Origin of the sequence: Burkholderia sp. BCC0398 (assembly GCF_902833245.1) — a bacterium.
Taxonomy (GTDB): Bacteria; Pseudomonadota; Gammaproteobacteria; order Burkholderiales; family Burkholderiaceae; genus Burkholderia; species Burkholderia sola.
In genome coordinates, this window is sequence record NZ_CADFEM010000006.1 from 332,263 (window position 1) to 354,621 (window position 22,359).

20 protein-coding genes, 1 tRNA gene and 1 pseudogene are annotated in these 22,359 nt (G+C 66.5%); 9 read left to right on the top strand and 13 right to left on the bottom strand.

The genetic code is table 11. The features are described 5' to 3' along the window. Positions 1-15 precede the first annotated feature (15 nt). From HWX76_RS15955 to HWX76_RS15970, 4 genes are read right to left on the bottom strand one after another with little or no spacing between them, the layout of a single operon-like run. Positions 16-264 (bottom strand): acyl carrier protein, encoded by a 249-nt coding sequence (locus HWX76_RS15955; protein WP_176016025.1) that lies wholly within the window; start codon positions 262-264, stop codon positions 16-18. Continuing rightward, positions 261-566 carry a phosphopantetheine-binding protein gene (locus HWX76_RS15960; RefSeq protein WP_050012966.1) on the bottom strand — a complete coding sequence of 102 codons (306 nt, stop codon included), beginning with the start codon at positions 564-566 and terminating at the stop codon, positions 261-263. The genes HWX76_RS15955 and HWX76_RS15960 overlap by 4 nt, the downstream gene beginning before the upstream one ends. Continuing rightward, positions 541-1,335, bottom strand: a complete 795-nt coding sequence (locus HWX76_RS15965; protein WP_050012967.1) for a lysophospholipid acyltransferase family protein — start codon at positions 1,333-1,335, stop codon at positions 541-543. The genes HWX76_RS15960 and HWX76_RS15965 overlap by 26 nt, the downstream gene beginning before the upstream one ends. After that, complete coding sequence (locus HWX76_RS15970) at positions 1,319-2,014, bottom strand: beta-ketoacyl synthase chain length factor (RefSeq protein WP_089488582.1); 696 nt, start codon at positions 2,012-2,014, stop codon at positions 1,319-1,321. The genes HWX76_RS15965 and HWX76_RS15970 overlap by 17 nt, the downstream gene beginning before the upstream one ends. Before the next feature lie 506 nt (positions 2,015-2,520). Between HWX76_RS15970 and HWX76_RS15975 the strand changes: the two are divergent. After that, positions 2,521-2,775, top strand: a pseudogene (locus HWX76_RS15975) (IS30 family transposase); the annotation flags it as partial. Between the two features lie 298 nt (positions 2,776-3,073). Here the strand turns inward: HWX76_RS15975 and HWX76_RS15980 are convergent. The 6 genes from HWX76_RS15980 to cysS all read right to left on the bottom strand — a co-directional run bounded on the left by HWX76_RS15980 (position 3,074) and on the right by cysS (position 9,685). Beyond that, positions 3,074-3,167, bottom strand: a tRNA-Ser gene (locus HWX76_RS15980). Between the two features lie 110 nt (positions 3,168-3,277). Beyond that, positions 3,278-4,531, bottom strand: a complete 1,254-nt coding sequence (locus HWX76_RS15985; RefSeq protein ID WP_050012969.1) for an aspartate kinase — start codon at positions 4,529-4,531, stop codon at positions 3,278-3,280. A gap of 342 nt (positions 4,532-4,873) precedes the next feature. Next, on the bottom strand, positions 4,874-6,295 hold the full coding sequence (gene tilS, locus HWX76_RS15990; RefSeq protein WP_124631412.1) for a tRNA lysidine(34) synthetase TilS: 1,422 nt from the start codon (positions 6,293-6,295) through the stop codon (positions 4,874-4,876). Between the two features lie 46 nt (positions 6,296-6,341). After that, positions 6,342-7,313: an acetyl-CoA carboxylase carboxyltransferase subunit alpha gene (locus tag HWX76_RS15995; protein ID WP_006478433.1), complete on the bottom strand. Its 972-nt coding sequence runs from the start codon at positions 7,311-7,313 to the stop codon at positions 6,342-6,344. A gap of 103 nt (positions 7,314-7,416) precedes the next feature. Next, positions 7,417-8,244, bottom strand: coding sequence for a DNA-3-methyladenine glycosylase (locus HWX76_RS16000; RefSeq protein ID WP_050012971.1), 828 nt, complete (start codon positions 8,242-8,244; stop codon positions 7,417-7,419). 43 nt (positions 8,245-8,287) lie between these two features. Further along, positions 8,288-9,685 (bottom strand): cysteine--tRNA ligase, encoded by a 1,398-nt coding sequence (gene cysS, locus HWX76_RS16005; protein ID WP_089488583.1) that lies wholly within the window; start codon positions 9,683-9,685, stop codon positions 8,288-8,290. A gap of 234 nt (positions 9,686-9,919) precedes the next feature. On the opposite strand from cysS, the gene HWX76_RS16010 reads away from it, so the two are divergent. The 4 genes from HWX76_RS16010 to HWX76_RS16025 all read left to right on the top strand — a co-directional run bounded on the left by HWX76_RS16010 (position 9,920) and on the right by HWX76_RS16025 (position 12,665). After that, on the top strand, positions 9,920-10,642 hold the full coding sequence (locus HWX76_RS16010) for a tetratricopeptide repeat protein (protein WP_175977991.1): 723 nt from the start codon (positions 9,920-9,922) through the stop codon (positions 10,640-10,642). 39 nt (positions 10,643-10,681) lie between these two features. Next, positions 10,682-11,257 (top strand): peptidylprolyl isomerase, encoded by a 576-nt coding sequence (locus tag HWX76_RS16015; RefSeq protein WP_006478429.1) that lies wholly within the window; start codon positions 10,682-10,684, stop codon positions 11,255-11,257. Between the two features lie 88 nt (positions 11,258-11,345). Further along, positions 11,346-11,837, top strand: coding sequence for a peptidylprolyl isomerase (locus HWX76_RS16020; RefSeq protein WP_006478428.1), 492 nt, complete (start codon positions 11,346-11,348; stop codon positions 11,835-11,837). Between the two features lie 27 nt (positions 11,838-11,864). Beyond that, on the top strand, positions 11,865-12,665 hold the full coding sequence (locus tag HWX76_RS16025; RefSeq protein ID WP_050012974.1) for a UDP-2,3-diacylglucosamine diphosphatase: 801 nt from the start codon (positions 11,865-11,867) through the stop codon (positions 12,663-12,665). Between the two features lie 52 nt (positions 12,666-12,717). On the opposite strand, the gene cysE is transcribed toward HWX76_RS16025, so the two are convergent. Continuing rightward, the gene (cysE, locus tag HWX76_RS16030; RefSeq protein ID WP_027784824.1) at positions 12,718-13,491 is read right to left on the bottom strand and encodes a serine O-acetyltransferase; all 774 of its coding nucleotides are present in this window, start codon (positions 13,489-13,491) and stop codon (positions 12,718-12,720) included. A gap of 304 nt (positions 13,492-13,795) precedes the next feature. Then, the gene (locus HWX76_RS16035) at positions 13,796-14,620 is read right to left on the bottom strand and encodes an RNA methyltransferase (RefSeq protein ID WP_124631413.1); all 825 of its coding nucleotides are present in this window, start codon (positions 14,618-14,620) and stop codon (positions 13,796-13,798) included. Between the two features lie 280 nt (positions 14,621-14,900). Between HWX76_RS16035 and HWX76_RS16040 the strand changes: the two genes are divergently transcribed. The 4 genes from HWX76_RS16040 to HWX76_RS16055 all read left to right on the top strand — a co-directional run bounded on the left by HWX76_RS16040 (position 14,901) and on the right by HWX76_RS16055 (position 21,821). After that, a complete protein-coding gene (locus tag HWX76_RS16040; RefSeq protein WP_050012977.1) occupies positions 14,901-15,704 on the top strand; it encodes an inositol monophosphatase family protein in 804 nt (267 codons plus the stop codon). 304 nt (positions 15,705-16,008) lie between these two features. Further along, the gene (locus tag HWX76_RS16045; protein WP_124631414.1) at positions 16,009-17,631 is read left to right on the top strand and encodes an NAD(P)/FAD-dependent oxidoreductase; all 1,623 of its coding nucleotides are present in this window, start codon (positions 16,009-16,011) and stop codon (positions 17,629-17,631) included. Between the two features lie 280 nt (positions 17,632-17,911). Then, the gene (gene mutS, locus HWX76_RS16050; RefSeq protein WP_124631415.1) at positions 17,912-20,569 is read left to right on the top strand and encodes a DNA mismatch repair protein MutS; all 2,658 of its coding nucleotides are present in this window, start codon (positions 17,912-17,914) and stop codon (positions 20,567-20,569) included. Then, entirely contained in the window at positions 20,550-21,821 is a 1,272-nt protein-coding gene (locus HWX76_RS16055; protein ID WP_124631416.1) for a metallophosphoesterase family protein, read from the top strand. The genes mutS and HWX76_RS16055 overlap by 20 nt, the downstream gene beginning before the upstream one ends. Here the strand turns inward: HWX76_RS16055 and HWX76_RS16060 are convergent. Further along, the gene (locus tag HWX76_RS16060; RefSeq protein WP_011694320.1) at positions 21,801-22,343 is read right to left on the bottom strand and encodes a peptidylprolyl isomerase; all 543 of its coding nucleotides are present in this window, start codon (positions 22,341-22,343) and stop codon (positions 21,801-21,803) included. The two genes, HWX76_RS16055 and HWX76_RS16060, sit on opposite strands and share 21 nt — an antisense overlap. Between the last annotated feature and the right edge of the window lie 16 nt (positions 22,344-22,359).

Sequence of the window (22,359 nt, forward strand, 5' to 3'; positions counted from 1 at the left end):
CCGTCACCGTGATCGTCACGCGCGCACGAGCAGCGCGTGAACGGCGGCAACGACGTCACCGACGGTCCGAACCGACTTGAACTCTTCGGGCTTGATGCGCTTGCCCGTCATTTCCTGAAGCTTGATGGCCAGATCGACTGCGTCGATGCTGTCCAGGTCGAGTTGCTCGAACAGGTGCGTATCGGGCGTCACGCGCTCGGGCTCGATCGCGAAATTCTCATGAAAGATCGCGCGGATGCGCTCCAGGATTTCAGCGTCGGTCACGAGTGGGCCCCTTTTTCCAGCACGGCTTCTTGCGATGCGTGATGAGACTGCTGATCGGCAATGAAGGCCGCCAGCGTGTTGATCGACCGGAAATGCGCTTTCGTGCGCTCGTCGTTCGCCGCGATCGTCAATTGAAACTTCTTGCGCAGCATGATGCCGACTTCCAGTGCATCAACGGAATCGAGCCCGATCCCGTCGGTCGAGAATAGCGGCGCGTCGTCGTCGATTTCGTCGACCGTCATGTCGCTAAGATCGAGCATCTCGATCAGAAGCTGCTTAATTTGCAGTTTTAAAGTATCCATGCTGAAACAGGCGTTGAGTAATGTGTACTTCCACCTCGCGGGCAATGCTGCGAGCGGCAATCGACGGCGGCGCCACGCTCGGCGCCAGCCGGTTCGGATCCATCGGTTCCAGCACGTCGATGCGCATGCGAAACGCACGAGACGGCACGTGATACCAACGAAGCGTCTTGGTAAATACCGGCGGATCGCAATCGATCAGAACCGGCTGGATCCGCGTGCGCGACTGCAGCGCCATATGCGCGAAGCCGCGCGAGAACGCATGCAGGCGATCGCCCCCTGGGCTGCGCGTCCCTTCCGGAAAGATGATCATCGTGTAGCCCGCCGCCAGTTGCCTCGCTCCGGCCTCGACGAGATCAGTGGCATCTGCATTGCTTACGTACTCGGCTGCACGGACGATGCCCCAGAAACACGGGTTGCCCCAGTGACCGCGCTTGACGACGCAGCATGCCTTCGGCGTCAACGACAGCAGCACCATGACGTCGAGCCAGGTCGGGTGATTGGCGACAACGATTGCCGGGCCGCCTTTTGCAAGGCGCTCGACGCCGCTCAGCTCGAGCCTCATCACGCCGATACGCTGCAGTAATGCAACCAGCGCGCGGAAGAAATAATGGATGACAAGTGTCACGCCGCGCTGACGCGAGCGCCGGTGCGGCCATACCCCGCCGACGACGATTGCCAGCAACGAGAACACCGATCCGCACAGCGCAAAAAAAACCAGGCTCGCGCCAGTCGCGAACAGGCGCCAGCCGTAGTCAAGCCGCGCGATCATGCCAGCTCCATCGCCACGATGCGTGCTGACCGCGCCACGACGCCGTCGTGCGCGCCGACAGACAACGCAGCACCGCCGCGCTTTGCGTACCGGCCGCATCGCCGGTCGCCCCCGCCTCACTCGGGCCATCCTCCGCCACTTCACAGACCAGATGACCGGCCGGCTCGCCGGCATCGAGCAGAATCGCCAGCCCCACGCTCTCCGTGTCGTCATCGACGTCGCCGTAGACGGGATCGGCCGGCTCGTGCGCATAGACGAGCAACACCGGCGATGCCGGCGACGTTTCGTATTGGGAATAAGCTTCGAGCAGCGCGTAACCGAGCGTTTCATGCCCGGCCGCGACCGCGGTCGCGGCGGACCGGTCACGCCGGGCGATTCCGAATATGCCTGTAACGGCATTGAGGACCGAAAGACTGAAGGCCGTCGGCGAGACAGGTTCCGCGGCGCCAATGGCGGCGAGAATGCCGCTGGTACGCACCAGTTCGCCGTGACGCGATGCGAATACCACACGCACCGGATTTTCCGTCCCGACACAGTCGTAGGCGACCTGAAGCGCGAGACGCGACAGCCGGCTCAAGCGACGTCGCACCATCGGATCGAGGGCTTCGACGCCCGGCACCCCCGCGGTCGAAATCGACGTCCATCTGGCGATTGGCATGGTCCAATGCAAATCGGCCATTTTTTTGTTCTCTTTGAGATTACTTCGCTGAGGGTAATTTTTCTATTGTGCTGCTCGCCAGTGCGCTGTCACACCCCGCTTTCGCCGAGCGCGCTGTCGTGTATATCGGCCTCAACGGAGGAGACATCGACTTATGGGCTCCCGAGCCACATATGCCCGATAAGACAAGCAATCACATCAGTGAGCACAATACGATCGCACTGCCAACCAGCTTAACTTATCCGGCGCATTGTTTCGGCGAGACTGTAGCAGGACCGTCGCGCAAAATCAACGCGAGGGCCCGGCGCACATCGGCATTTGATACTGTTTGCAAATTGTAATGAAGCCATCGATCCGGGGTCCTCGGAACGCGCTGAAGTATGGCTCGTCAGCAGTCGAAGAAGGATCAGTGAACGCCCCGCCACGCCGGAGGATCGCGCAATACCCAAACACCGGAAAGGCGACTTCTATTGGGCAACGCAAGTGGCCGGATTTCGATCGTCGTCGAACGCCAAAACCGGTTTGTGATGCCGGTTAAAGTAGCCGGCAAGGATGCCGAAGCCGTGGTCAACACATTGATACGACATGCCAGCGAATTATCGCCGAAACGATATAAGTCGCTGGCCTGGGACCGGGGTATGGAAATGGCGAATCACAAAGGCTTTACGGTCGCAACCGACGTTCGGGTCTCTTTCCGCGATCCGCGGAATCCCGGGCAACGCGACTCGAATGAAAACATGAATGGGCTGCCGAGGCAGTACTTCACGAAGGGTACTGACGTCTCTGCCTATTCCCAAGCCGAGCTCGACACCATGGCAAGAGGGCTCAACCAGCGCCCCTCGAGACGCAGAACCTTGATACTCCGGTTGAGCAGTTCCATCAATTTGGGGCATCGACCGGTTAATTTCGCACCCAACGCTAGCCGTTCCTTTACATGGAGCGGCAATAACCCGTCACACCGCCTCCGACCGTCGAAATGCGCACGGACCCGCGCGGAGCAGGGTTGCAAGGGTCTACGGAGGAGCCGAAAAAGAAAAAGCCCCGCAAGTCCGAGAACTTGCGGGGCTTTGTCACCGCTTTTGGCGGAGACGGAGGGATTCGAACCCTCGATCCAGGTTTTGGCCCAGATGCTCCCTTAGCAGGGGAGTGCCTTCGACCTCTCGGCCACGTCTCCCAAACTTTCGCTCGCACCAGGGAGGCAGTGCGACGAGAACGAAATAATATAGGGTTTCGAACCGCGCGTCAATTTCCGTGAGGCATTTTCTTCAATGCATCACGAAAAATTCACGACGCCTGGTCGAGTTCGAACACCTTGTGCAACGCTCGGACGGCCAGCTCCATGTACTTTTCGTCGATCAGCACCGAAATCTTGATTTCGGACGTCGAGATCATCTGGATGTTGATGCCCTCTTCCGACAGCGTGCGGAACATCTTGCTCGCGACGCCCACGTGCGAACGCATGCCGACGCCGACGACCGACACCTTCGACACCTTCGGGTCGCCCTGCACGCGCTCGGCGCTCACATGGCCCTGCACCTGGTTGGTGAGGATGTCCATCGCCTTCTGGTAGTCGCCGCGACCAACCGTGAACGTGAAGTCGGTTTTGCCTTCGACGCTCTGGTTCTGGATGATCATGTCGACGTCGACGTTCGCATCGGCCACCGGGCCGAGGATCTGATATGCGATGCCCGGCTTGTCGGGCACGCCCATCACCGCAATGCGTGCTTCGTCGCGCTGGAACGCGATGCCGGAAATGACTGCCTTTTCCATGGTCTCGTCTTCTTCAAAAGTAATCAGGGTGCCCGAGCGCATTTCTTCGTCGAGCGCAATCAGCGGATCGGTCAGGCTCGACAGCACACGCGTCTTCACCTGGTATTTGCCGGCGAATTCGACCGAGCGGATCTGCAGGACCTTCGAGCCGAGGCTGGCCATTTCCAGCATCTCCTCGAACGTCACGCGATCGAGGCGGCGCGCCTCTTCGACGACGCGCGGATCGGTCGTGTAGACGCCGTCGACGTCGGTATAGATCAGGCACTCTTCGGCGCCCAGCGCAGCGGCCACCGCCACCGCCGACGTGTCCGAACCGCCGCGGCCCAGCGTCGTGATGTGGCCGTCCGGATCGACACCCTGGAAGCCCGTGATGATCACGACCTTGCGGGCGTTCAGGTCGGCCTTCACGCGCTCGTCGTCGATCGAGTGAATGCGTGCCTTCGTAAACGCGCTGTCCGTCTTGATCGGCACTTGCCAGCCGGCATAGCTCACGGCCTCGACGCCGATTTCCTGCAGCGCGATCGACAGCAGGCCGACGCTGACCTGCTCGCCGGTCGACGCGATCATGTCGAGCTCACGCGGGCTCGGCTGGCTCGAAATCTCTTTCGCAAGACCGAGCAGACGGTTGGTTTCGCCGGACATCGCCGAAGGCACGACCACCATCTGGTGCCCGGCCTGATGCCATTTTGCGACGCGTTTCGCGACGTTCTTGATGCGCTCGACCGAGCCCATCGAAGTGCCGCCGTATTTGTGTACGATGAGTGCCATTGTCGTTCTGAACTGGAGGAGAAGCCGCACGGGCGCGCTGGGCAGGCCGCGTTGCCGTTCGGTCACGCGGCTTGTGGCTGTGGACGGACGACGAGGGGGACGGCTGGGACGCAACACGCAAGCGTGACGGATTTTGCCCGGAAGGCCGATCAGGCCGCGCAAACCGGGTACGTCACGCGGAAAACCTGCACAAAACGCTCAAAAATCGAGCCGAGCAAACGACCGAGCGTACCCGATAGACGCCCACTTGACAAGCCGCGCGCCGTGTCGCCGGCCGTTCCGGCGCTGTTTACCAAATGGTGAAAATGGGCGCGCCATCGCGCAGCCGGCAGCCCGCCGCCGCTATGCGATCAGCAGGTCGGGACGCCATTCGAGCCGGCGCCATGCGGCGGCGCCCAACGTCGCGTCGGCAAGCTCGCCGATGTCGCGATTGACGCCCAGCCGCGGCACGTAGATCAGCCGGTCACCCGCGAACAGCAGCGGCACGTCGCGCTGCCAGGCCGGCACGCCGCGCTCCTGGAACAGATTCTTCAGCGTCCGGCCAGGCCCGCCCGGCGACGTGCGCATCCGTTCGCCGCCGGCCCGCGCGCGCGCCGCCAGCCGCGCACCGCGCAGCAGCCCCTCCGGCACCGCATCGGCGCTGCCCGCATCGGCCGGCGCGAACACGAACGTGCCGCGCCATCCCGGCAGGTGCCACACGTCCTGTCCGTCCCATGCGAGTGCCACCTCCGGTTGCGACGTACCCGTGCCGTCGTCGGGCGGTTCGCTGCTGTCGCCCGCTTCCCAGTAGACGACGTCGCGATAGAGCCGCAGGCACTGCCCCGCGTGATCGACGCGCAGCGCATGCGCGTCGTGGGCCGCGCGCAGTTGCCGCATCATGTTGGCGAGCCGGGCCGCCGACGCGCCCGGCAAACCGAGCCGGCGCATCCAGAAGCGCAGCAGGTTCGCGCCGCGCGTGTCGTCGAAGCCGATCAGCGCGTCGCGCGACAGCGCCTGACCGTCATCGCGCGCGGCGACAGCGAAATCCAGCTCGGCCAGATCGTCGAGCAGCCGCTGAGCGGCCGCCGCATGCTGGGCCGCGCGACCGAGCGCGTCGCGAAAGCCCGGGAAATGCACGGCCAGCGCCGGCAGCACGTCGACGCGCAGCGCATTGCGCGCATAGCGCGTATCACCGTTCGATTCGTCGTCGATCCACGCGAGCGCGTGCTGCTCCGCATAGCGCTCAAGTTGTGCGCGCAACAGTCTCAGCAATGGACGCACGCGCTCGATGCTCACGCCGTCGGGGCGATAACGCGGGGCCATCGCGGCGAGCCCCGCGATTCCCGCCCCGCGCAGCAGTTGCAGCAGCACCGTCTCGGCCTGGTCGTCCGCATGTTGCGCGAGCCACAGCGCCGCCACGCCGTGGCGCTCGCCCATCTCGTCGAGCGCCGCGTAGCGACGCTCGCGCGCCGTCGCCTCGATACCGAGCCCACTGTCGCGCGGCACGTCGACGCGCATCGATTCGAACGCGACACCGAGCCGCGCCGCCTGCCCTTCGGCATGCGCGACCCACGCATCGGCGTTCGCGCTCAGGCCGTGATGCACGTGCAGCGCGACGCAGCGCGATGCGCCCGCGACGCGCACGGCCGCATCGAGCAGCACGGTCGAATCGAGGCCGCCGCTGTACGCGATCGCGATGCGCGCATCCGGCGGCAGGCCGGAAAGCGCAACGCCGACCGCGTCGAGTACGACGCGGTCGGTGGAGAATTCGGTGGGCGGGATCACGAGCGGGACGCGCGCGCAGCGGCGCGCGCATTGAATACACGGCCGGTCATGCGCCCGGTGTGGTTTCCTTGAACTTGCCGTAGGCCATCAGGCGCTCGAAGCGGCGCTCGCGCAGCGCATCGATGCTCATGCCCTGGAACTGGCGCAGCGAATCGGCCAGCGCACGGCGCAGCAGCGCGGCCATGCCCTTCGGATCGCGATGCGCGCCGCCGAGCGGCTCGTTGATGATCTTGTCGATCAGGCCGAGCGCCTTCAGGCGGTGCGCGGTCAGGCCCAGCGCTTCCGCGGCTTCCGGCGCCTTCGCGGCGCTCTTCCACAGGATCGACGCGCAGCCTTCCGGCGAGATCACCGAGTAGGTCGAGAACTGCAGCATCATCACGGTATCGGCCACGGCGATCGCGAGCGCGCCGCCCGAACCGCCCTCGCCGATCACCGTCGTGATGATCGGCGTCTTCAGCTCGGCCATCACGTACAGGTTGCGGCCGATCGCCTCCGACTGGCCGCGCTCTTCCGCGCCGATGCCCGGGTACGCGCCCGGCGTGTCGACGAACGTGAAGATCGGCAGTCCGAACTTCTCGGCCAGACGCATCAGGCGTTCGGCCTTGCGATAGCCTTCCGGACGCGGCATCCCGAAGTTGCGCGCGGCGCGCTCCTTCGTGTCGCGACCCTTCTGGTGACCGATCACCATGCACGGATGGCCGCCGAAGCGCGCGAGACCGCCGACGATCGACAGGTCGTCCGCGAACGCGCGATCGCCATGCAGCTCGTGAAAATCGGTAAACAGTTCCGCGACGTAATCGAGCGTGTACGGCCGCTGCGGATGCCGCGCGATCTGCGAAACCTGCCACGGCGACAGGTTCGCGTAGAGGTCTTTCGTCAGTTGCTGGCTTTTCTTCGACAGCCGCTCGATTTCTTCCGAAATATCGACAGCCGAGTCGTCCTGCACGAACCGCAGCTCTTCGATCTTGGCCTCGAGTTCGGCGATCGGCTGTTCGAAATCCAGAAATGTGGTCTTCATGTGTTCGAATCCTTGGGTCTTGCGGCAGCGCGTATTCTACCCGCGCGGGCGATGCTCAAAACCGGCTCTCAACTATTGATGTTTAAAACCCGATAGCCGGCGCTCAGGCGTCGGCGTCGGGCGCATCGAGGCTGCGCCACATGTACCAGGTCGCGACGGTGCGCCACGGCTCCCAGTTGGCCGCAACCTCGCGCGCCTCGCTGCGCGTGACGGGTTCTCCGCTGAAGTAATTGACGCTGATCGCGCGGATCAGGCCCGGGTCGTCGAGCGGCAGCACGTCCGGCCGCGACAGGTTGAAGATCAGGAACATCTCGGCCGTCCAGCGGCTGATGCCGCGGATCTGCGTGAGTTCCGCGATCACGTCCTCGTCGTCCATCGACATCCATTTGTCGACGTGCAGCGCCCCGGACACGAAATGCTGCGCGAGATCGAGGATGTATTCCGTCTTGCGCTTGGACAACCCGCACGCGATCAGCTTGTCCGCGCCGAGCCGGATCACCGGTTGCGGCGCGAGCTTCGGACAGGCGTCCTCGATGCGCGCCCACAGCGACTGGGCGGACGGCACCGAAATCTGCTGGCCGACGACCGAGCGCGCGAGCGTGACGAACGGGTCGCCGCGCTTCACGAGATGCGCGGGACCGAACTTCGGAATCAGTTTCTTCAGGATCCGGTCGCGCTTGACGAGGTCCGCGCACGCCTTGTCCCAATAGGCGGGGCGCACGACGACCTCCTCGCCGTCCGCCTCGGACGCCCGTGTCTTGCGGGCCGCGTCGGCGGCCGGCAGCGCGGCGGCCGGCTGCGCATGACCGTTCAGCGCGCCGTTCGGCACGGCGCGTGTCGCGTCCGCCTTCGTCGCCGGGACGCGCTTGGCTGCCGGACGCGCGGCGACCGGAGTCGCGCGCCTGACCGGCGCTTTTCTGGCCGTTGCCATCTTGCCTCCTACCTGACGGATCGGTCAGTGGAACGCACCGCGCTCATACGCGACGCCATTCGGTCGATCCGCCCGGTTTGTCTTCAAGTGCGATACCGGCTTCGAGCAATTCCGCCCGGATCCGGTCCGCTTCGGCATAGTCCTTCGCTTGCTTCGCCGCGACGCGCGCGGCGATCTTCGCTTCGATCTCGTCGGCCGCGAGCCCGCCCGCCTGCGCGGCGCCGGACGCCTGCTGCAGGAACGCGCGCGGTTCGCGGCCCAGCAGGCCGAGCAGGCCCGCCAGTTGTTTCAGTTGCCGCGCGAGCGACGCATCGCGCGTGCGGTTGACTTCGCCCGCCAGCTCGAACAGCGTCGCCACCGCGACCGGCGTGTTGAAATCGTCGTTCATCGCGGCCGCGAAACGCTGTGCGTGCGGCTCGTTCCAGTCGAGCGGGAGCGTGTCGGGCTCGACATCCTTCAGCGCGGTGTACAGACGCGTGAGCGACGCGCGTGCATCGTCGAGATGCACGTCGCTGTAATTGAGCGGCGAACGGTAGTGTGTGCGCACGATGAAGAAGCGCATGACTTCCGCGTCGTAACGCTCGAGCACTTCGCGGATCGTGAAGAAGTTGCCGAGCGATTTCGACATCTTCTCGTTGTCGACCTGCACGAAGCCGTTGTGCATCCAGTAATTGACGAACGTCTCGCCGGTCGCGCCTTCGCTCTGCGCGATCTCGTTCTCGTGGTGCGGGAATTGCAGATCCTGCCCGCCGCCGTGGATGTCGAAATGATTGCCGAGCAGCGAGCAGCCCATCGCCGAGCACTCGATGTGCCAGCCCGGACGCCCCATCCCGTACTTCGACGCCCACGACGCGCCTTCCGGCTCGTCCGCCTTCGCGCGCTTCCACAGCACGAAGTCGAGCGGATCCTGCTTCGCGTCGTTCGCGGCGACGCGTTCGCCCGCGCGGAGATCGTCCAGCGACTTGCCCGACAGCTTCCCGTAGTTCGCGAACTTGCGCACCGAGTAATTGACGTCGCCGTCGGTCGCCTGGTACGCGTAGCCGTTCGCCTCGAGCGTCTCGATCATGCCGAGCATCTGCGGGATAAACTGCGTCGCGCGCGGCTCGATGTCGGGCCGCTGGATGCCGAGCGCGGCTTCATCCTCGTGCATCGCGCCGATGAAGCGGTCGGTCAGCGACTTGATCGTCTCGCCGTTCTCGACCGCGCGGCGGATGATCTTGTCCTCGATGTCGGTGATGTTGCGCACGTACGTGACCCGATAGCCGATCGCACGCAGCCAGCGCTGGACGAGGTCGAACACGACCAGCATGCGCGCATGGCCCACGTGACAATAGTCGTAGACGGTGATCCCGCATACGTACATCCGCACTTCGCCGGGCTGGCGCGGCACGAAGACTTGCTTGTCACGCGCGAGCGTGTTGTAGATGCGCAGTGATTCCATAGAGATGAACCGTGAGCCGAAGGAAACCGCCCTGGCGAAGCTCGCCCAGCATGTGAAACGGACGGACCATCTGCCGCGGCGCCAGGCCGCGCGTCCTCGATATCACATGGGGCGGTCAGGCTGCAAGCACAGCGGTGACGGCCACGAGAGGCTAAGAAAGACTGTCTGCCGCTCGCCGGAACGCGCAGACGTTTTGTTAGAATGGGTCGGAGTATAACATTCCGATTTACGCCTATGAAACCTCATCGCGGCCGCGCGCCGAGCGCTGCGACCCTCGTTGCGACCACCGTCATGGGCGTCGCGCTGACGCTTTTCGCAGCGCCCGCGGCGCACGCGCAAAAGGCCCCGGCGGTCGCCGACGGCACCCCGGAAGTCGACGCATCGATCGCCGGCAAGCAGTGGAAGCAGGCGCTCGCGCAGCTCGACGCGCGCATCGCGTCGAACCCGCGCGACGTGCAGGCGCAGTTCAAGCGCGGCACCGTGCTGGCCCGCCTGAACCGCGACGACGACGCGATCCAGCAGTTCGTCGCGATCACGCAGGCGTACCCCGAACTGCCCGAGCCGTACAACAATCTCGCGGCGCTCTACGCGAAGCACGGCCGCTATGACGAAGCGCGCACCGCGCTCGTCACCGCGACGCAATCGAACCCGAGCTACTCGCTCGCGTACGAGAACCTCGGCGATCTGTACCTGCGCCTCGCGGCCGAATCGTACAAGCGCGCGCAATCGCTCGGCCGCACGAGCGGCGCGACCGCGCAGCGCCTCGCCGATCTGCAGAAAATCGTGTCGCCGTCGAAAGCCGCGCCAAACGCCCGCGCGACGTCGCCGGCCACGCGCGACTACACCGACCGCGCCGCCGCGAACGTGAGCACCACCACGCTGCCGATGTCGCCGACGTTCCAGTTCAGCGGTCCGTCGGGCGCACTGGCGGCACCGTACGTCGCGCCGTCGAAATAAGCGGCGCGGCCTTCCTTCCCTCCCAACCTGAGGATCGCAATGAAACGTCTGTTGCTGGCGCTTGGCGGCGCCGCCCTTCTCGCGACCGCGCCCGCGTTCGCGCAAACGGCCACCGCGCACCCCGTCGTGCAGCTGAAGACCTCGCAGGGCGACATCCGCGTCGAGCTCTATCCGGAGAAGGCGCCGAAATCCGTCGCCAACTTCCTCGATTACGTGAAGGCCGGCCAGTACAACGGCACGATCTTCCATCGCGTGATCAAGGGCTTCATGATCCAGGGCGGCGGCTACAAGACCAACTTCGAGGAAAAGCCGACCCGCGCGCCGATCCCGCTGGAAAGCCGCAATGGTCTGAAGAACCTGACGGGCACGATCGCGATGGCGCGCACGAGCGATCCGAATTCGGCCACCGCGCAGTTTTTCATCAACACGGTCGACAACGGCGGCCTCGACTACCCGAACCCGGACGGCAACGGCTATGCGGTGTTCGGCAAGGTCGTGTCGGGCCTCGACGTCGTGAAGAAGATCGAAGGCGTGGCGACGACCTCGCGCGGGCCGATGCAGGACGTGCCGGCGCAACCGGTCGTGATCGAATCGGCGAGCATCGTCTCCAAGTAAGCACCTGCCGGCACGTCCGGCGCCACACGCGGCCGCGTCGCACGACCGGCCGCGTGCCATTTAAACCGCCTCACCGAAGGAATTCATCATGGTTGAACTGCATACGAACCACGGCGTGATCAAGCTCGAACTCGACGCCGCGAAGGCACCGAAGACGGTCGAGAACTTCCTGAACTACGTGAAGAAGGGCCATTACGACGGCACCGTGTTCCATCGCGTGATCAACGGCTTCATGATCCAGGGCGGCGGCTTCGAGCCGGGCCTGAAGCAGAAGCCGACCGACGCGCCGATCGACAACGAAGCGAACAACGGCCTGAAGAACGACAACTACACGGTCGCGATGGCGCGCACGAACGATCCGCACTCGGCGACCGCCCAGTTCTTCATCAACGTGAACGACAACGACTTCCTGAACCACTCGTCGCCGACGCCGCAGGGCTGGGGCTACGCTGTGTTCGGCAAGGTCGTCGAAGGCCAGGACGTGGTCGACAAGATCAAGGGCGTCAAGACGGGCAACGCCGGCTTCCATCAGGACGTGCCGACCGACGACGTCGTGATCGAAAAGGCCGTGGTGGTCTGACGCACCAGCCGTTACGGAGGCACTTCGATGTTGCAGGAGAGTCCGCCGCGAAGCGTCTCCGCGGGCGTGCCGGGCGAGCGCGAATACGCGCAAGCCGCACGCCCGTTCCTGTTTCTGTCCGATCTGCACCTGAGCGAGGCGATTCCGAAGACGGTCGCCGCGTTCGAGCATTTCGTGAAATACACCGCCGACAGCGCCGACTCGGTGTTCATCCTCGGCGACCTGTTCGAATACTGGATCGGCGACGACATCCTCGACGACGATCCGTTCGCCGCGCGCATGGCCGCGCTGATGCACACGTTCTCGGAGCGCGGGATCGCGCTCTACGTGATGCACGGCAACCGCGATTTCCTGCTCGGCCGGCGCTTCATGAAGGCGGCCGGCGCAATGCTGTTGCCCGACCCTTCGCTGATCATGGCATTCGGCCAGCGCATCGTGCTCGCGCACGGCGACGCGCAGTGCACGGCCGACCGCGGCTACCAGGTGTTCCGCCGCTTCGCGCGCAACCGCGTCGCGCAATGGCTGTTTCTCGCGTGGCCGTTCCGCTGGCGCCGCGCGCTCGCGCAGCGCATGCGCTCGACCAGCGAAGCGGGCCGGATGCGCCCTGCTTCGGCCGCCTACGACGTCACGCGGGAAGGCGTGGCCGCGCTGTTCCGGAAAAGCCGCGCGAGCGTGATCATTCACGGCCACACGCACCGCCCCGCGCGCCACGCGGAACCGGGCGGGATCCGCTGGGTGCTGCCCGACTGGGATCTCGATCACGGCATGCCGCGCGGCGGCTATCTGCGCGTCGACTCGGAAGGCATCCACGCGATGCCGCTCGACTGACGCCGCCGCTGCCGTCGCACCGACCAGCAGCGATCAGTGCGCGTCACGTTCGTTACATCTGGCGTTCGACCGTCTTGCCTTCCAGCACCGCCGACAGCCTGCGCAGGTCGAGGCGCGCCGCGTCGGCGCCCTGCAGCGTTTCCAGATGCGTGCCGAGCCGCTCGAGCGCCGCGACGATTTCGTCGACGCGGCGGCTTTCCTTCGCCGCGTGATCGATCAACCCGTGAATCGCGAGCGACATCGGATCGTCCGCGTTCGGCGTGATCCCGTACGCGCAGAACGCCGCGCGCTCGGGCTGCGGCTTCGGCTGCGCCGGCATCACGATGCGCGCTGGATTGCCGACCGCGGTGCCGCCCGCCGGCACCGGCTTGACGACCACCGCGTTCGAGCCGATCTTCGCGCCCGCGCCGACCGTGAAACCGCCGAGCACCTTCGCGCCGGCGCCGACGATCACGCCGGCTTCCAGCGTCGGGTGACGCTTCGCGCCGCGCGTGAGCGACGTGCCGCCCAGCGTCACGCCCTGATAGATCGTGCAGTCGTCGCCGATGATCGCCGTCTCGCCGATCACGACGCCCATGCCGTGATCGATGAACACGCGCCGGCCGATCGTCGCGCCGGGATGGATCTCGATCCCCGTCAGGAACCGGCCGGCCTGCGACGCGAACCGCGCGAGCCAGTAGCGTTTCGCGCGCCAGCAGGCGTGCGCGAAACGGTGCAGCACGAGCGCATGCAGCCCCGGATAACAGGTCAGCACTTCCCACGCACTGCGAGCGGCGGGATCCCGCTCGCGAATCGTTGCAACGTCTTCGCGCAGTCTCGTGAACATGATGTGATCTGGGAAAAGGCCGGCGCGCATCGCCGGCAATGCCGGCCGTTATCGCGCCGGGTCATTTGCTTATGACGTCCGGCGATTGTAGGGCCAGTCGCGCCCGGCCGCACGCGGTCGCGCGTTCACCCCGCCGTCGGCGCGGGTATTCGGCCGGGACGCTCGTTGCGGCGGGGTTTCCGGAGGCGATCGGTCGGGAGAAACAGCCGGTTCGACGTCTCCGGCAGGCCGACGCACGGCCTGCCCGGCCGCACGCCGCATCCAGCGGACTCCCGCCCCGCCCGCCAATCGGAGCGCCGGCCGCCTACGCGTCGCCGTCCGGCTTACCCGACTTCAGCAGGATGTGCTTCGCGACGCCGCGCAAGATGTTGACCTCCTCGCGCTCGAGGCCCGTGCGCGCAAACAGGCGCCGCAGCCGCGGCATCAGCTTCTTCGGATTGCGCGGATCGAGGAAGTCGAGCGCGATCAACGCGTTCTCAAGGTGCACGTACATGCGCTCGATCTCGTCGCTCTGCGCGAGCGTGCCGGCTTCGGCCGGCGACTGCGCCGACGGCTCGCTCGCCTGTTCGAGAAACGCGACGCGCAACTCGTACGCGAGCACCTGCACGGCCTGCGCGAGATTCAGCGAACTGTAGGCCGGGTTGGCCGGAATATGCGCGAGCGCGCTGCACTGGTCGACATGCTCGTTCGCGAGACCGGTGCGCTCGTTGCCGAACACGAGCGCGATGTCGCCCACGCCGACCTGCGCGCTCGCCTGCGCGGCGGCCGCGCGCGGCGCGAGGCGCGGCGGTCCGTATTCGCGCGTGCGCGCGGTCAGCGCGATCGACCAGTGCACGCCGGACAGCGCTTCGCCGAGCGTCGGCACGACGTGCGCGGACGCGAGGACGTCGTCCGCGCCGCTGGCCATCGCGATCGCCTCGGGGTCGCTCTGCACGTGCGGCACGCGCGGCGCGACCAGTACGAGACGCGAGAAGCCCATCGTCTTCAGCGCGCGGGCCGCCGCCCCGACGTTGCCGGGATGGCTCGGCTCGACGAGCACGAAGCGGGTGGACGTGAAGCCGCCGGACGGCGGCGCGGACGAGGCCGCGCCCGACTCGGACGGCGCGGCGGTGTTCTGCGGGGTTTCCACTACGATACGACTCGGTTCATCAGAATGGCCGTATGGTATCGCCATCGCCCGCGCAAACCCACTCGTCCGGACGGCCAGTGGGGTTTCCCCGCATGCCGGTCGCCTGAAACCGCCGAAAATCGGGTAAAATCATGCCCTTACGCGTTGCGCTCGGCGCAGCGCGGGTCGTACCCCGCTCTTTGTCAATTCGCGTCTCACCTCGCCCCGGCACGCTTGCGCCGTTCCGGGCGGTTGTCCCACTTCGTGGCGGCCCGTGCCGCCGGCTACAGGATCCAGGCTCATGCATCCCATGCTCAACATTGCTGTCAAGGCTGCGCGCCGCGCCGGACAGATCATCAATCGCGCGTCCCTCGATCTCGACCTGATCGAGATCCGCAAGAAGCAGCAGAACGACTTCGTCACCGAAGTGGACAAGGCCGCCGAAGACGCGATCATCGAGACGCTGAAGACCGCCTACCCCGACCACGCGATCCTCGCGGAGGAATCGGGCGAATCGGAGAACGAATCCGAATTCAAGTGGATCATCGATCCGCTCGACGGCACGACCAACTTCATCCACGGCTTCCCGTACTACTGCGTATCGATCGCGCTCGAGCACAAGGGCGTCGTCACGCAGGCCGTCGTCTACGATCCGAACAAGAACGACCTGTTCACGGCCACCCGCGGCCGCGGCGCGTACCTGAACGACCGCCGCATCCGCGTCGGCCGCCGCGACCGCCTGTCGGACGCGCTGGTCGGCACGGGCTTCCCGTTCCGCGAGAAGGACGGCCTCGACGCGTACGCGCGCCTCTTCACCGAAATGACGCAGGCCTGCACGGGCCTGCGCCGCCCGGGCGCGGCGGCGCTCGACCTCGCGAACGTCGCGGCCGGCCGCCTCGACGCGTTCTTCGAGCAAGGCATCAACGTGTGGGACATGGCCGCGGGCAGCCTGCTGATCACCGAGGCCGGCGGCCTCGTCGGCAACTACACGGGCGACGCCGATTTCCTGCATCGCCATGAAATCGTCGCCGCGAACCCGAAGATCTACGCGCAGATGATTCCGATCCTGAACCGCTACAGCCGCATGCATCCGGCAGCGGAGTAAGCCCGGGCCGCGCCCGCGTGGCGCGGCTTTCGCGCAAGCCGCTCGCGCGACATCGTCGTGATGGCGCGCCGATCGCCCGACACGCGGGACAATCTTCCGTGTACGCGGGCCGCTTCGTGCGCCTATCCTGAAGTTGCTCGAGTTGCGCGTTCGAGCCGGCGTACTGCCGCTCGCACCGCTTGTCCCGCAACGACAGCATAGGGTTTGCGTCCGGCATGCCCGCGCGGCGAAGCACGCCGTAGGCGTGCCGGCCCCGCCTGTATCAACATCGCCACGGCGCCGTGGCAATCGCATCCGAGTCATCATGTTACGGCTAAGCGAAATTAAACTCCCCCTCGACCACCCCGAGAGCGCGCTCGAGGCCGCGATTCGCGCGCGCCTCGCGGAGCTTGGCGTGGCGCCAGACGGGCTGCTCCGTTACACCGTGTTCCGCCGCGCGCACGACGCGCGCAAGCGCGCCGACATCAAGCTCACGTATATCGTCGATATCGAAGTCAATGACGAAGCGGCCGCGCTCGAGCGCATCGCCGGCAAGCCGCATTGCGGCGTGACGCCCGACATGGCGTACCACTTCGTCACGAAGGCGCCCGAACACGCCGATTTCCTGCGCCCGGTCGTCATCGGCATGGGGCCGTGCGGGCTGTTCGCGGGGCTGATCCTCGCACAGATGGGGTTCCGTCCGATCATCCTCGAACGCGGCAAGGCCGTGCGCGAGCGCACCAAGGACACCTTCGGCCTGTGGCGCAAGAGCGTGCTCAATCCCGAATCCAACGTGCAGTTCGGCGAAGGCGGCGCGGGGACGTTTTCCGACGGCAAGCTGTACAGCCAGATCAAGGATCCGAACCACTATGGCCGCAAGGTGCTGGACGAATTCGTCAAGGCCGGCGCACCGGAGGACATCCTGTATCTGAGCCGCCCGCACATCGGCACGTTCCGCCTCGTCAGCATGGTGGAAAAAATGCGCGCGTCGATCCATGAGCTCGGCGGCGAAGTGCGTTTCGAAACCCGCGTCGACGACATCGAAATCGACCAGGGCAAGGTGCGCGCGCTCAAGCTGTCCAACGGGGAAACGCTGCGGTGCGACCGCGTGGTGCTGGCCGTGGGCCACAGCGCGCGCGACACGTTCCAGATGCTGCACGACCGCGGCGTCTACATCGAAGCCAAGCCGTTCTCGCTGGGTTTCCGCATCGAGCATCCGCAGGGGCTGATCGATCGCAGCCGCTTCGGCAAGTTCGCGGGCCACAAGCAACTCGGCGCGGCCGACTACAAGGTGGTCCACCACGCAAGCAACGGGCGCGCGGTCTACAGCTTCTGCATGTGCCCGGGCGGCACGGTGGTCGCCGCGACCTCGGAGCCGGGCCGCGTGGTCACCAACGGGATGAGCCAGTATTCGCGCGCCGAGCGCAATGCGAACGCGGGCATCGTCGTCGGCATCACGCCGGACGACTATCCGGGCGGCCCGCTCGCGGGCATCGCGTTCCAGCGCAAATGGGAAGAACGCGCGTTCGAACTCGGCGGCGGCGATTACCGCGCGCCGGGCCAGTTGGTCGGCGATTTCATCGCGGGCCGGCCATCGACGTCGCTGGGCGCCGTGGAGCCTTCGTACAAGCCCGGCGTGACGCCGACCGATCTCGGCACCGCGCTGCCCGACTACGTGATCGAAGCGATCCGCGAAGCGCTGCCGGAGATCGACAAGAAGATCGCCGGCTTCGCGATGCACGACGCCGTGCTCACCGGCGTGGAGACGCGCACGTCGTCGCCGATCCGGATTCGACGCAAGGACGACTACCAGAGCATGAACGTCGAAGGCCTGTATCCGGCCGGCGAAGGCGCCGGGTATGCGGGCGGCATCTATTCGGCCGCGATCGACGGCATCGAAGTCGCGCAGGCGGTGGCGCTCAGCCTGACGTCGGCGCACGCGTCCTGATCGGCGGTACGGGGTCGGCGCGCGCAGGCTCGCAAGCCGGGCGCCGCCGCCCTGCTGCGCGCGTGGCAACGCTTTCGATCGGGAATGGTGAAAGCGCGCGCGGCTGCCGGCCATGCGCCCTTTCGTCGGCGCCTGATGGCCGGCGATCGTGAGCCAGCGCTCGAGGTCGGTTGCCGCTGCACGGCGCCGCCGGCAATCGACCAAACGGCCAACTTCGCACGTTCGCGTCGAAGCCACTGGTAAACTCGGGCAACCCAAGCAACAACTTCATGCCTGACCTATGACCACGCTGTCGCCCGAAGCCTTCGCAGGCCACACCCCGATGATGCAGCAGTACCTGCGCATCAAGGCCGATCATCCGGACACGCTCGTCTTCTACCGGATGGGCGACTTCTACGAGCTGTTCTTCGAGGATGCGGAAAAAGCGGCACGCCTGCTCGACCTGACCCTCACGCAGCGCGGTGCGTCGGCCGGCACGCCGATCAAGATGGCCGGCGTCCCGCATCACGCGGTCGAGCAGTATCTGGCGAAGCTCGTGAAGATGGGCGAATCGGTCGCGATCTGCGAGCAGATCGGCGATCCAGCCACGTCGAAGGGCCCGGTCGAGCGCAAGGTCGTGCGCGTCGTCACGCCCGGCACGCTGACCGATGCCGCGCTGCTGTCCGACAAGAACGACGTCTACCTGCTCGCGATGTGCACCGGCCACAACAAGCGCGGCGTCGCGGTCAATATCGGCCTCGCGTGGCTGAACCTCGCGAGCGGTGCGTTGCGGCTCGCCGAGATCGAGCCCGAACAGCTCGCCGCCGCGCTCGAGCGCATCCGGCCGGCCGAAATCCTGACCCCGGACGGCGCGACCGACGCCCTTCCCGCCGGCGCGGGCGCAAGCAAGCGCATGCCGGCCTGGCACTTCGACATCGCGTCGGGCACGCAGCGTCTGTGCGACCAGCTCGACGTCGCGAGTCTCGACGGTTTCGGCGCGCATTCGCTGACGAGCGCGTGCGGTGCGGCCGGCGCGCTGCTGCTCTACGCAGCGGCCACGCAAGGCCAGCAACTGCGGCACGTGCGCAGCCTGAAGGTCGAGAACGAAACCGAATACATCGGGCTCGATCCGGCCACGCGCCGCAATCTCGAACTGACCGAGACGCTGCGCGGCACCGAGTCGCCCACGCTGTATTCGCTGCTCGACACCTGCTGCACGACGATGGGCAGCCGCCTGCTGCGTCACTGGCTGCATCACCCGCCGCGCGCGTCGGTCGCCGCGCAGTCGCGCCAGCAGGCGATCGGCGCGCTGCTCGATGCGCCGGCCAACGCAAGCCTCGATGCGCTGCGCAGCGCGCTGCGCCAGATCGCCGACGTCGAACGGATCACCGGGCGGCTCGCGCTGCTGTCCGCTCGCCCGCGCGACCTGTCGAGCCTGCGCGACACGTTCGCCGCGCTGCCGGCGCTGCGCGAGCGCATCGGCGCGATCGTCGCGAACGCGGATGCGCTCGCGCGCGTCGACGCGGCGCTCGCGCCGCCCGCCGAATGCCTCGACCTGCTGACGAGCGCGATCGCCACCGAGCCGGCCGCGATGGTGCGCGACGGCGGCGTGATCGCGCGCGGCTACGATGCCGAGCTCGACGAGTTGCGAGACATTTCGGAGAACTGCGGGCAGTTCCTGATCGATCTCGAAGCGCGCGAGCGCGCGCGCACCGGCATCGCGAACCTGCGCGTCGAATACAACAAGGTGCACGGGTTCTACATCGAGGTCACGCGCGGCCAGACCGACAAGGTGCCCGACGATTACCGCCGCCGCCAGACGCTGAAGAACGCCGAGCGCTACATCACGCCGGAACTGAAGACCTTCGAGGACAAGGCGCTGTCCGCGCAGGAACGCGCATTGGCGCGCGAGCGCGCGCTGTACGACTCGGTGCTGCAGGCGCTGCTGCCGTTCATCCCCGAATGCCAGCGCGTCGCGTCGGCCCTCGCCGAGCTCGACCTGCTGGCGGCCTTCGCCGAACGCGCACGCGCGCTCGACTGGGTCGCGCCGACCTTCACCGACGAGATCGGCATCGAAATCGAGCAGGGTCGCCATCCGGTCGTCGAAGCGCAGGTCGAGCAGTTCATCGCGAACGACTGCCGGTTCGGCGCCGAGCGCAAGCTGCTGCTGATCACCGGCCCGAACATGGGCGGTAAGTCGACGTTCATGCGACAGACCGCGCTGATTGCGCTGATGGCGTACGTCGGCAGCTACGTGCCGGCGAAGTCGGCGTGCTTCGGCCCGATCGACCGGATCTTCACGCGCATCGGCGCGGCCGACGATCTCGCGGGCGGCCGCTCGACCTTCATGGTCGAGATGACCGAAGCCGCGGCGATCCTCAACGACGCGACGCCGCAAAGCCTCGTGCTGATGGACGAGATCGGCCGCGGCACGTCGACCTTCGACGGCCTCGCGCTCGCGTGGGCCATCGCGCGCCACCTGCTCGCGCACAACGCGTGCTACACGCTGTTCGCGACGCACTACTTCGAACTGACGCAACTGCCGGCCGAATTCCCGCAAGCGGCCAACGTCCACCTGTCGGCCGTCGAGCACGGCCACGGGATCGTGTTCCTGCACGCGGTCAACGAAGGCCCGGCGAACCAGAGCTACGGCCTACAGGTCGCGCAGCTCGCGGGCGTGCCGGCGCCGGTGATCCGCGCCGCGCGCAAGCACCTCGCGTATCTCGAACAGCAGTCGGCATCCCAGCACACGCCGCAACTCGATCTTTTCAGCGCGCCGCCGGCGGCCGTAGACGATCTCGAATGCGCGGACGCGCCGGCGCTGCCCGACACGCCGCATCCGGCGCTCGAAAAACTGCGCGACATCGATCCCGACGATCTCAAGCCGCGCGAGGCGCTCGACCTGCTGTACGAACTGCGTACGCTGGTCCGGTCGCACGATGCCGACGGGCACGCGTAAGCGCGTTGCGCGCGGCCTGCCGGCCCGCGCCGCCGCCGCGCTGGTCGCGGCGGTCCTTGCGCTGGCGCAGGCCGCTGCGCTGGCCGCGCCGCCCAAGCGCAGCGCGGCGCCCTACTCGTTCGCGGTCGTGTCGGGCGTCATCGACGTCCCGGCGGACGAACCGGCCGCACAGCGGCTGCTCGATGCGATCGCACGCGAGCGCAACCTCGCGTTCGTCGTCTACGCAGGCGATCTCAAAGGCTCGAAGGAAGCATGCCGCGACACGCTGTATGCGCAGCGCGGCGCGATCCTGGATTCGGCGCGCGTGCCGCTCGTGTTCATTCCCGGCCACGACGACTGGATCGCGTGCAGCACCGCGGCCGGCGGCGGCTACGACCCGGTCGAGCGGCTCGATTTCCTGCGGCAGACGCTGCTCGCCGACGCGGCGCTGCCCGATCCCGGCGCGCTGCAGATTACGCGGGAGAGCGAAGTCGCACGGTTCCGGCCGTATCGCGAAAACGCACGCTGGATGCGCGACGACATCGTCTACGTCGCACTCAATGCGCCGGCGCCGAACAACCATTATTTGACGGCGGGCGGGCGCAACGGCGAATTCGAGGATCGCATCGTCGCGAACGGCTTCTGGATCGACCACGCGGCCGAATATGCGAAGCGGCGCGAAGCACGCGCGATGGTCGTGATTTTCGAAGGCGATCCGCAGTTCGAACGCTATGAACGCTCGGAGCGCTTCGCGTGGCTGCGTTTCAACCGGCCGCGCGTGCGCGACGGCTTCCGTGAGCTGAAACGAACGCTGGTGAAGGCAGCGGCGACGTTCCGCGGCCCGATCCTGGTGATGCACGCGAGCGGCGAACCGCTGGCGAGCGGCTTTCTGATCGACCGTCCGCTGCATGGCGACGACGGTGAGCTGGTAGGAAACGTGACGCGCGTCGCGATCGGACCGCGCCATCCGGCGAATCAGTGGGTGAAGGTCAGCGTCTCGCCGGCGCGGCAGACGATCTTCAACGTGAGCCTGCAGGAGGTGCCGAAGAACCTGCCGGTGCCGCCCACGCTGCCGCTCGCGCCGCGCGACGACGTGCCGCTGCCGCAGATGCCGGAAATTCCCGCGCTGCCGGCGCTGCCCGACGCGTCGTCGGTCGCGCCGCCGCTGCAGGGCGACGGCGCCGCACCGGGCGGCGCGTCGTGGCCGGCACCATCCCCCGCATCGGGGCCGGCGCCGGGCCTGCCGGCAAGCTCAGTGCAGCGTACGCCCTGACGGCGCTTCGCCGTCTTCGTCGTCATCCTCGTCGACGATCTCGAGCCCTTCCGCGCCATGCGCGTGCTCGTGCTCGATTTCGTCTTCGGTGGCTTCGCGAACGTCCTTCACGGTCAGCGCGAAACGCAGCGCCATGCCCGCCAGCGGGTGATTGCCGTCGAGCACGACCTTGTCTTCGGCGATATCGGTGACCGTATAGATCAGCGAGTCGGCTTCCTCGTCACCGTCTTCCGGCGTGCCTTCGAACTGCATGCCCACTTCGAGCGGCTCGGGAAAACGGTCGCGCGGCTCGATCTTCACGAGTTCGGGATCGTAGTCGCCGAACGCATCTTCCGGCTCGAGCTGGATCTGCGCCTGGTAGCCCGCCTCGTGGCCGTCGAGCTGTTCCTCGATCTTGGGGAACGTGCCATCATAGCCGCCGTGCAGATAGACCATCGGCTCGTCGCTTTCCTCGATCAGATTGCCCTGTGCGTCCGACAGCTTGTAGGTGACCGACACGACGGTGTTTTTTGCGATTTTCATCCAATTCTCCCAAATA

Bases quoted from the DNA above. Each gene is read 5' to 3' on its own strand.
- HWX76_RS16055 (WP_124631416.1), top strand. From the start codon at position 20,550: ATGCCGACGGGCACGCGTAAGCGCGTTGCGCGCGGCCTGCCGGCCCGC.
- cysE (WP_027784824.1), bottom strand. From the start codon at position 13,491: ATGTTCACGAGACTGCGCGAAGACGTTGCAACGATTCGCGAGCGGGAT.
- HWX76_RS15970 (WP_089488582.1), bottom strand. From the start codon at position 2,014: ATGGCCGATTTGCATTGGACCATGCCAATCGCCAGATGGACGTCGATT.
- HWX76_RS15965 (WP_050012967.1), bottom strand. From the start codon at position 1,335: ATGATCGCGCGGCTTGACTACGGCTGGCGCCTGTTCGCGACTGGCGCG.
- HWX76_RS15985 (WP_050012969.1), bottom strand. From the start codon at position 4,531: ATGGCACTCATCGTACACAAATACGGCGGCACTTCGATGGGCTCGGTC.
- HWX76_RS16060 (WP_011694320.1), bottom strand. From the start codon at position 22,343: ATGAAAATCGCAAAAAACACCGTCGTGTCGGTCACCTACAAGCTGTCG.
- HWX76_RS16000 (WP_050012971.1), bottom strand. From the start codon at position 8,244: ATGGCAACGGCCAGAAAAGCGCCGGTCAGGCGCGCGACTCCGGTCGCC.
- HWX76_RS15995 (WP_006478433.1), bottom strand. From the start codon at position 7,313: ATGAAGACCACATTTCTGGATTTCGAACAGCCGATCGCCGAACTCGAG.
- HWX76_RS15960 (WP_050012966.1), bottom strand. From the start codon at position 566: ATGGATACTTTAAAACTGCAAATTAAGCAGCTTCTGATCGAGATGCTC.
- HWX76_RS16015 (WP_006478429.1), top strand. From the start codon at position 10,682: ATGAAACGTCTGTTGCTGGCGCTTGGCGGCGCCGCCCTTCTCGCGACC.
- HWX76_RS16045 (WP_124631414.1), top strand. From the start codon at position 16,009: ATGTTACGGCTAAGCGAAATTAAACTCCCCCTCGACCACCCCGAGAGC.
- HWX76_RS16010 (WP_175977991.1), top strand. From the start codon at position 9,920: ATGAAACCTCATCGCGGCCGCGCGCCGAGCGCTGCGACCCTCGTTGCG.
- mutS (WP_124631415.1), top strand. From the start codon at position 17,912: ATGACCACGCTGTCGCCCGAAGCCTTCGCAGGCCACACCCCGATGATG.
- HWX76_RS16040 (WP_050012977.1), top strand. From the start codon at position 14,901: ATGCATCCCATGCTCAACATTGCTGTCAAGGCTGCGCGCCGCGCCGGA.
- cysS (WP_089488583.1), bottom strand. From the start codon at position 9,685: ATGGAATCACTGCGCATCTACAACACGCTCGCGCGTGACAAGCAAGTC.
- HWX76_RS16020 (WP_006478428.1), top strand. From the start codon at position 11,346: ATGGTTGAACTGCATACGAACCACGGCGTGATCAAGCTCGAACTCGAC.
- HWX76_RS16025 (WP_050012974.1), top strand. From the start codon at position 11,865: ATGTTGCAGGAGAGTCCGCCGCGAAGCGTCTCCGCGGGCGTGCCGGGC.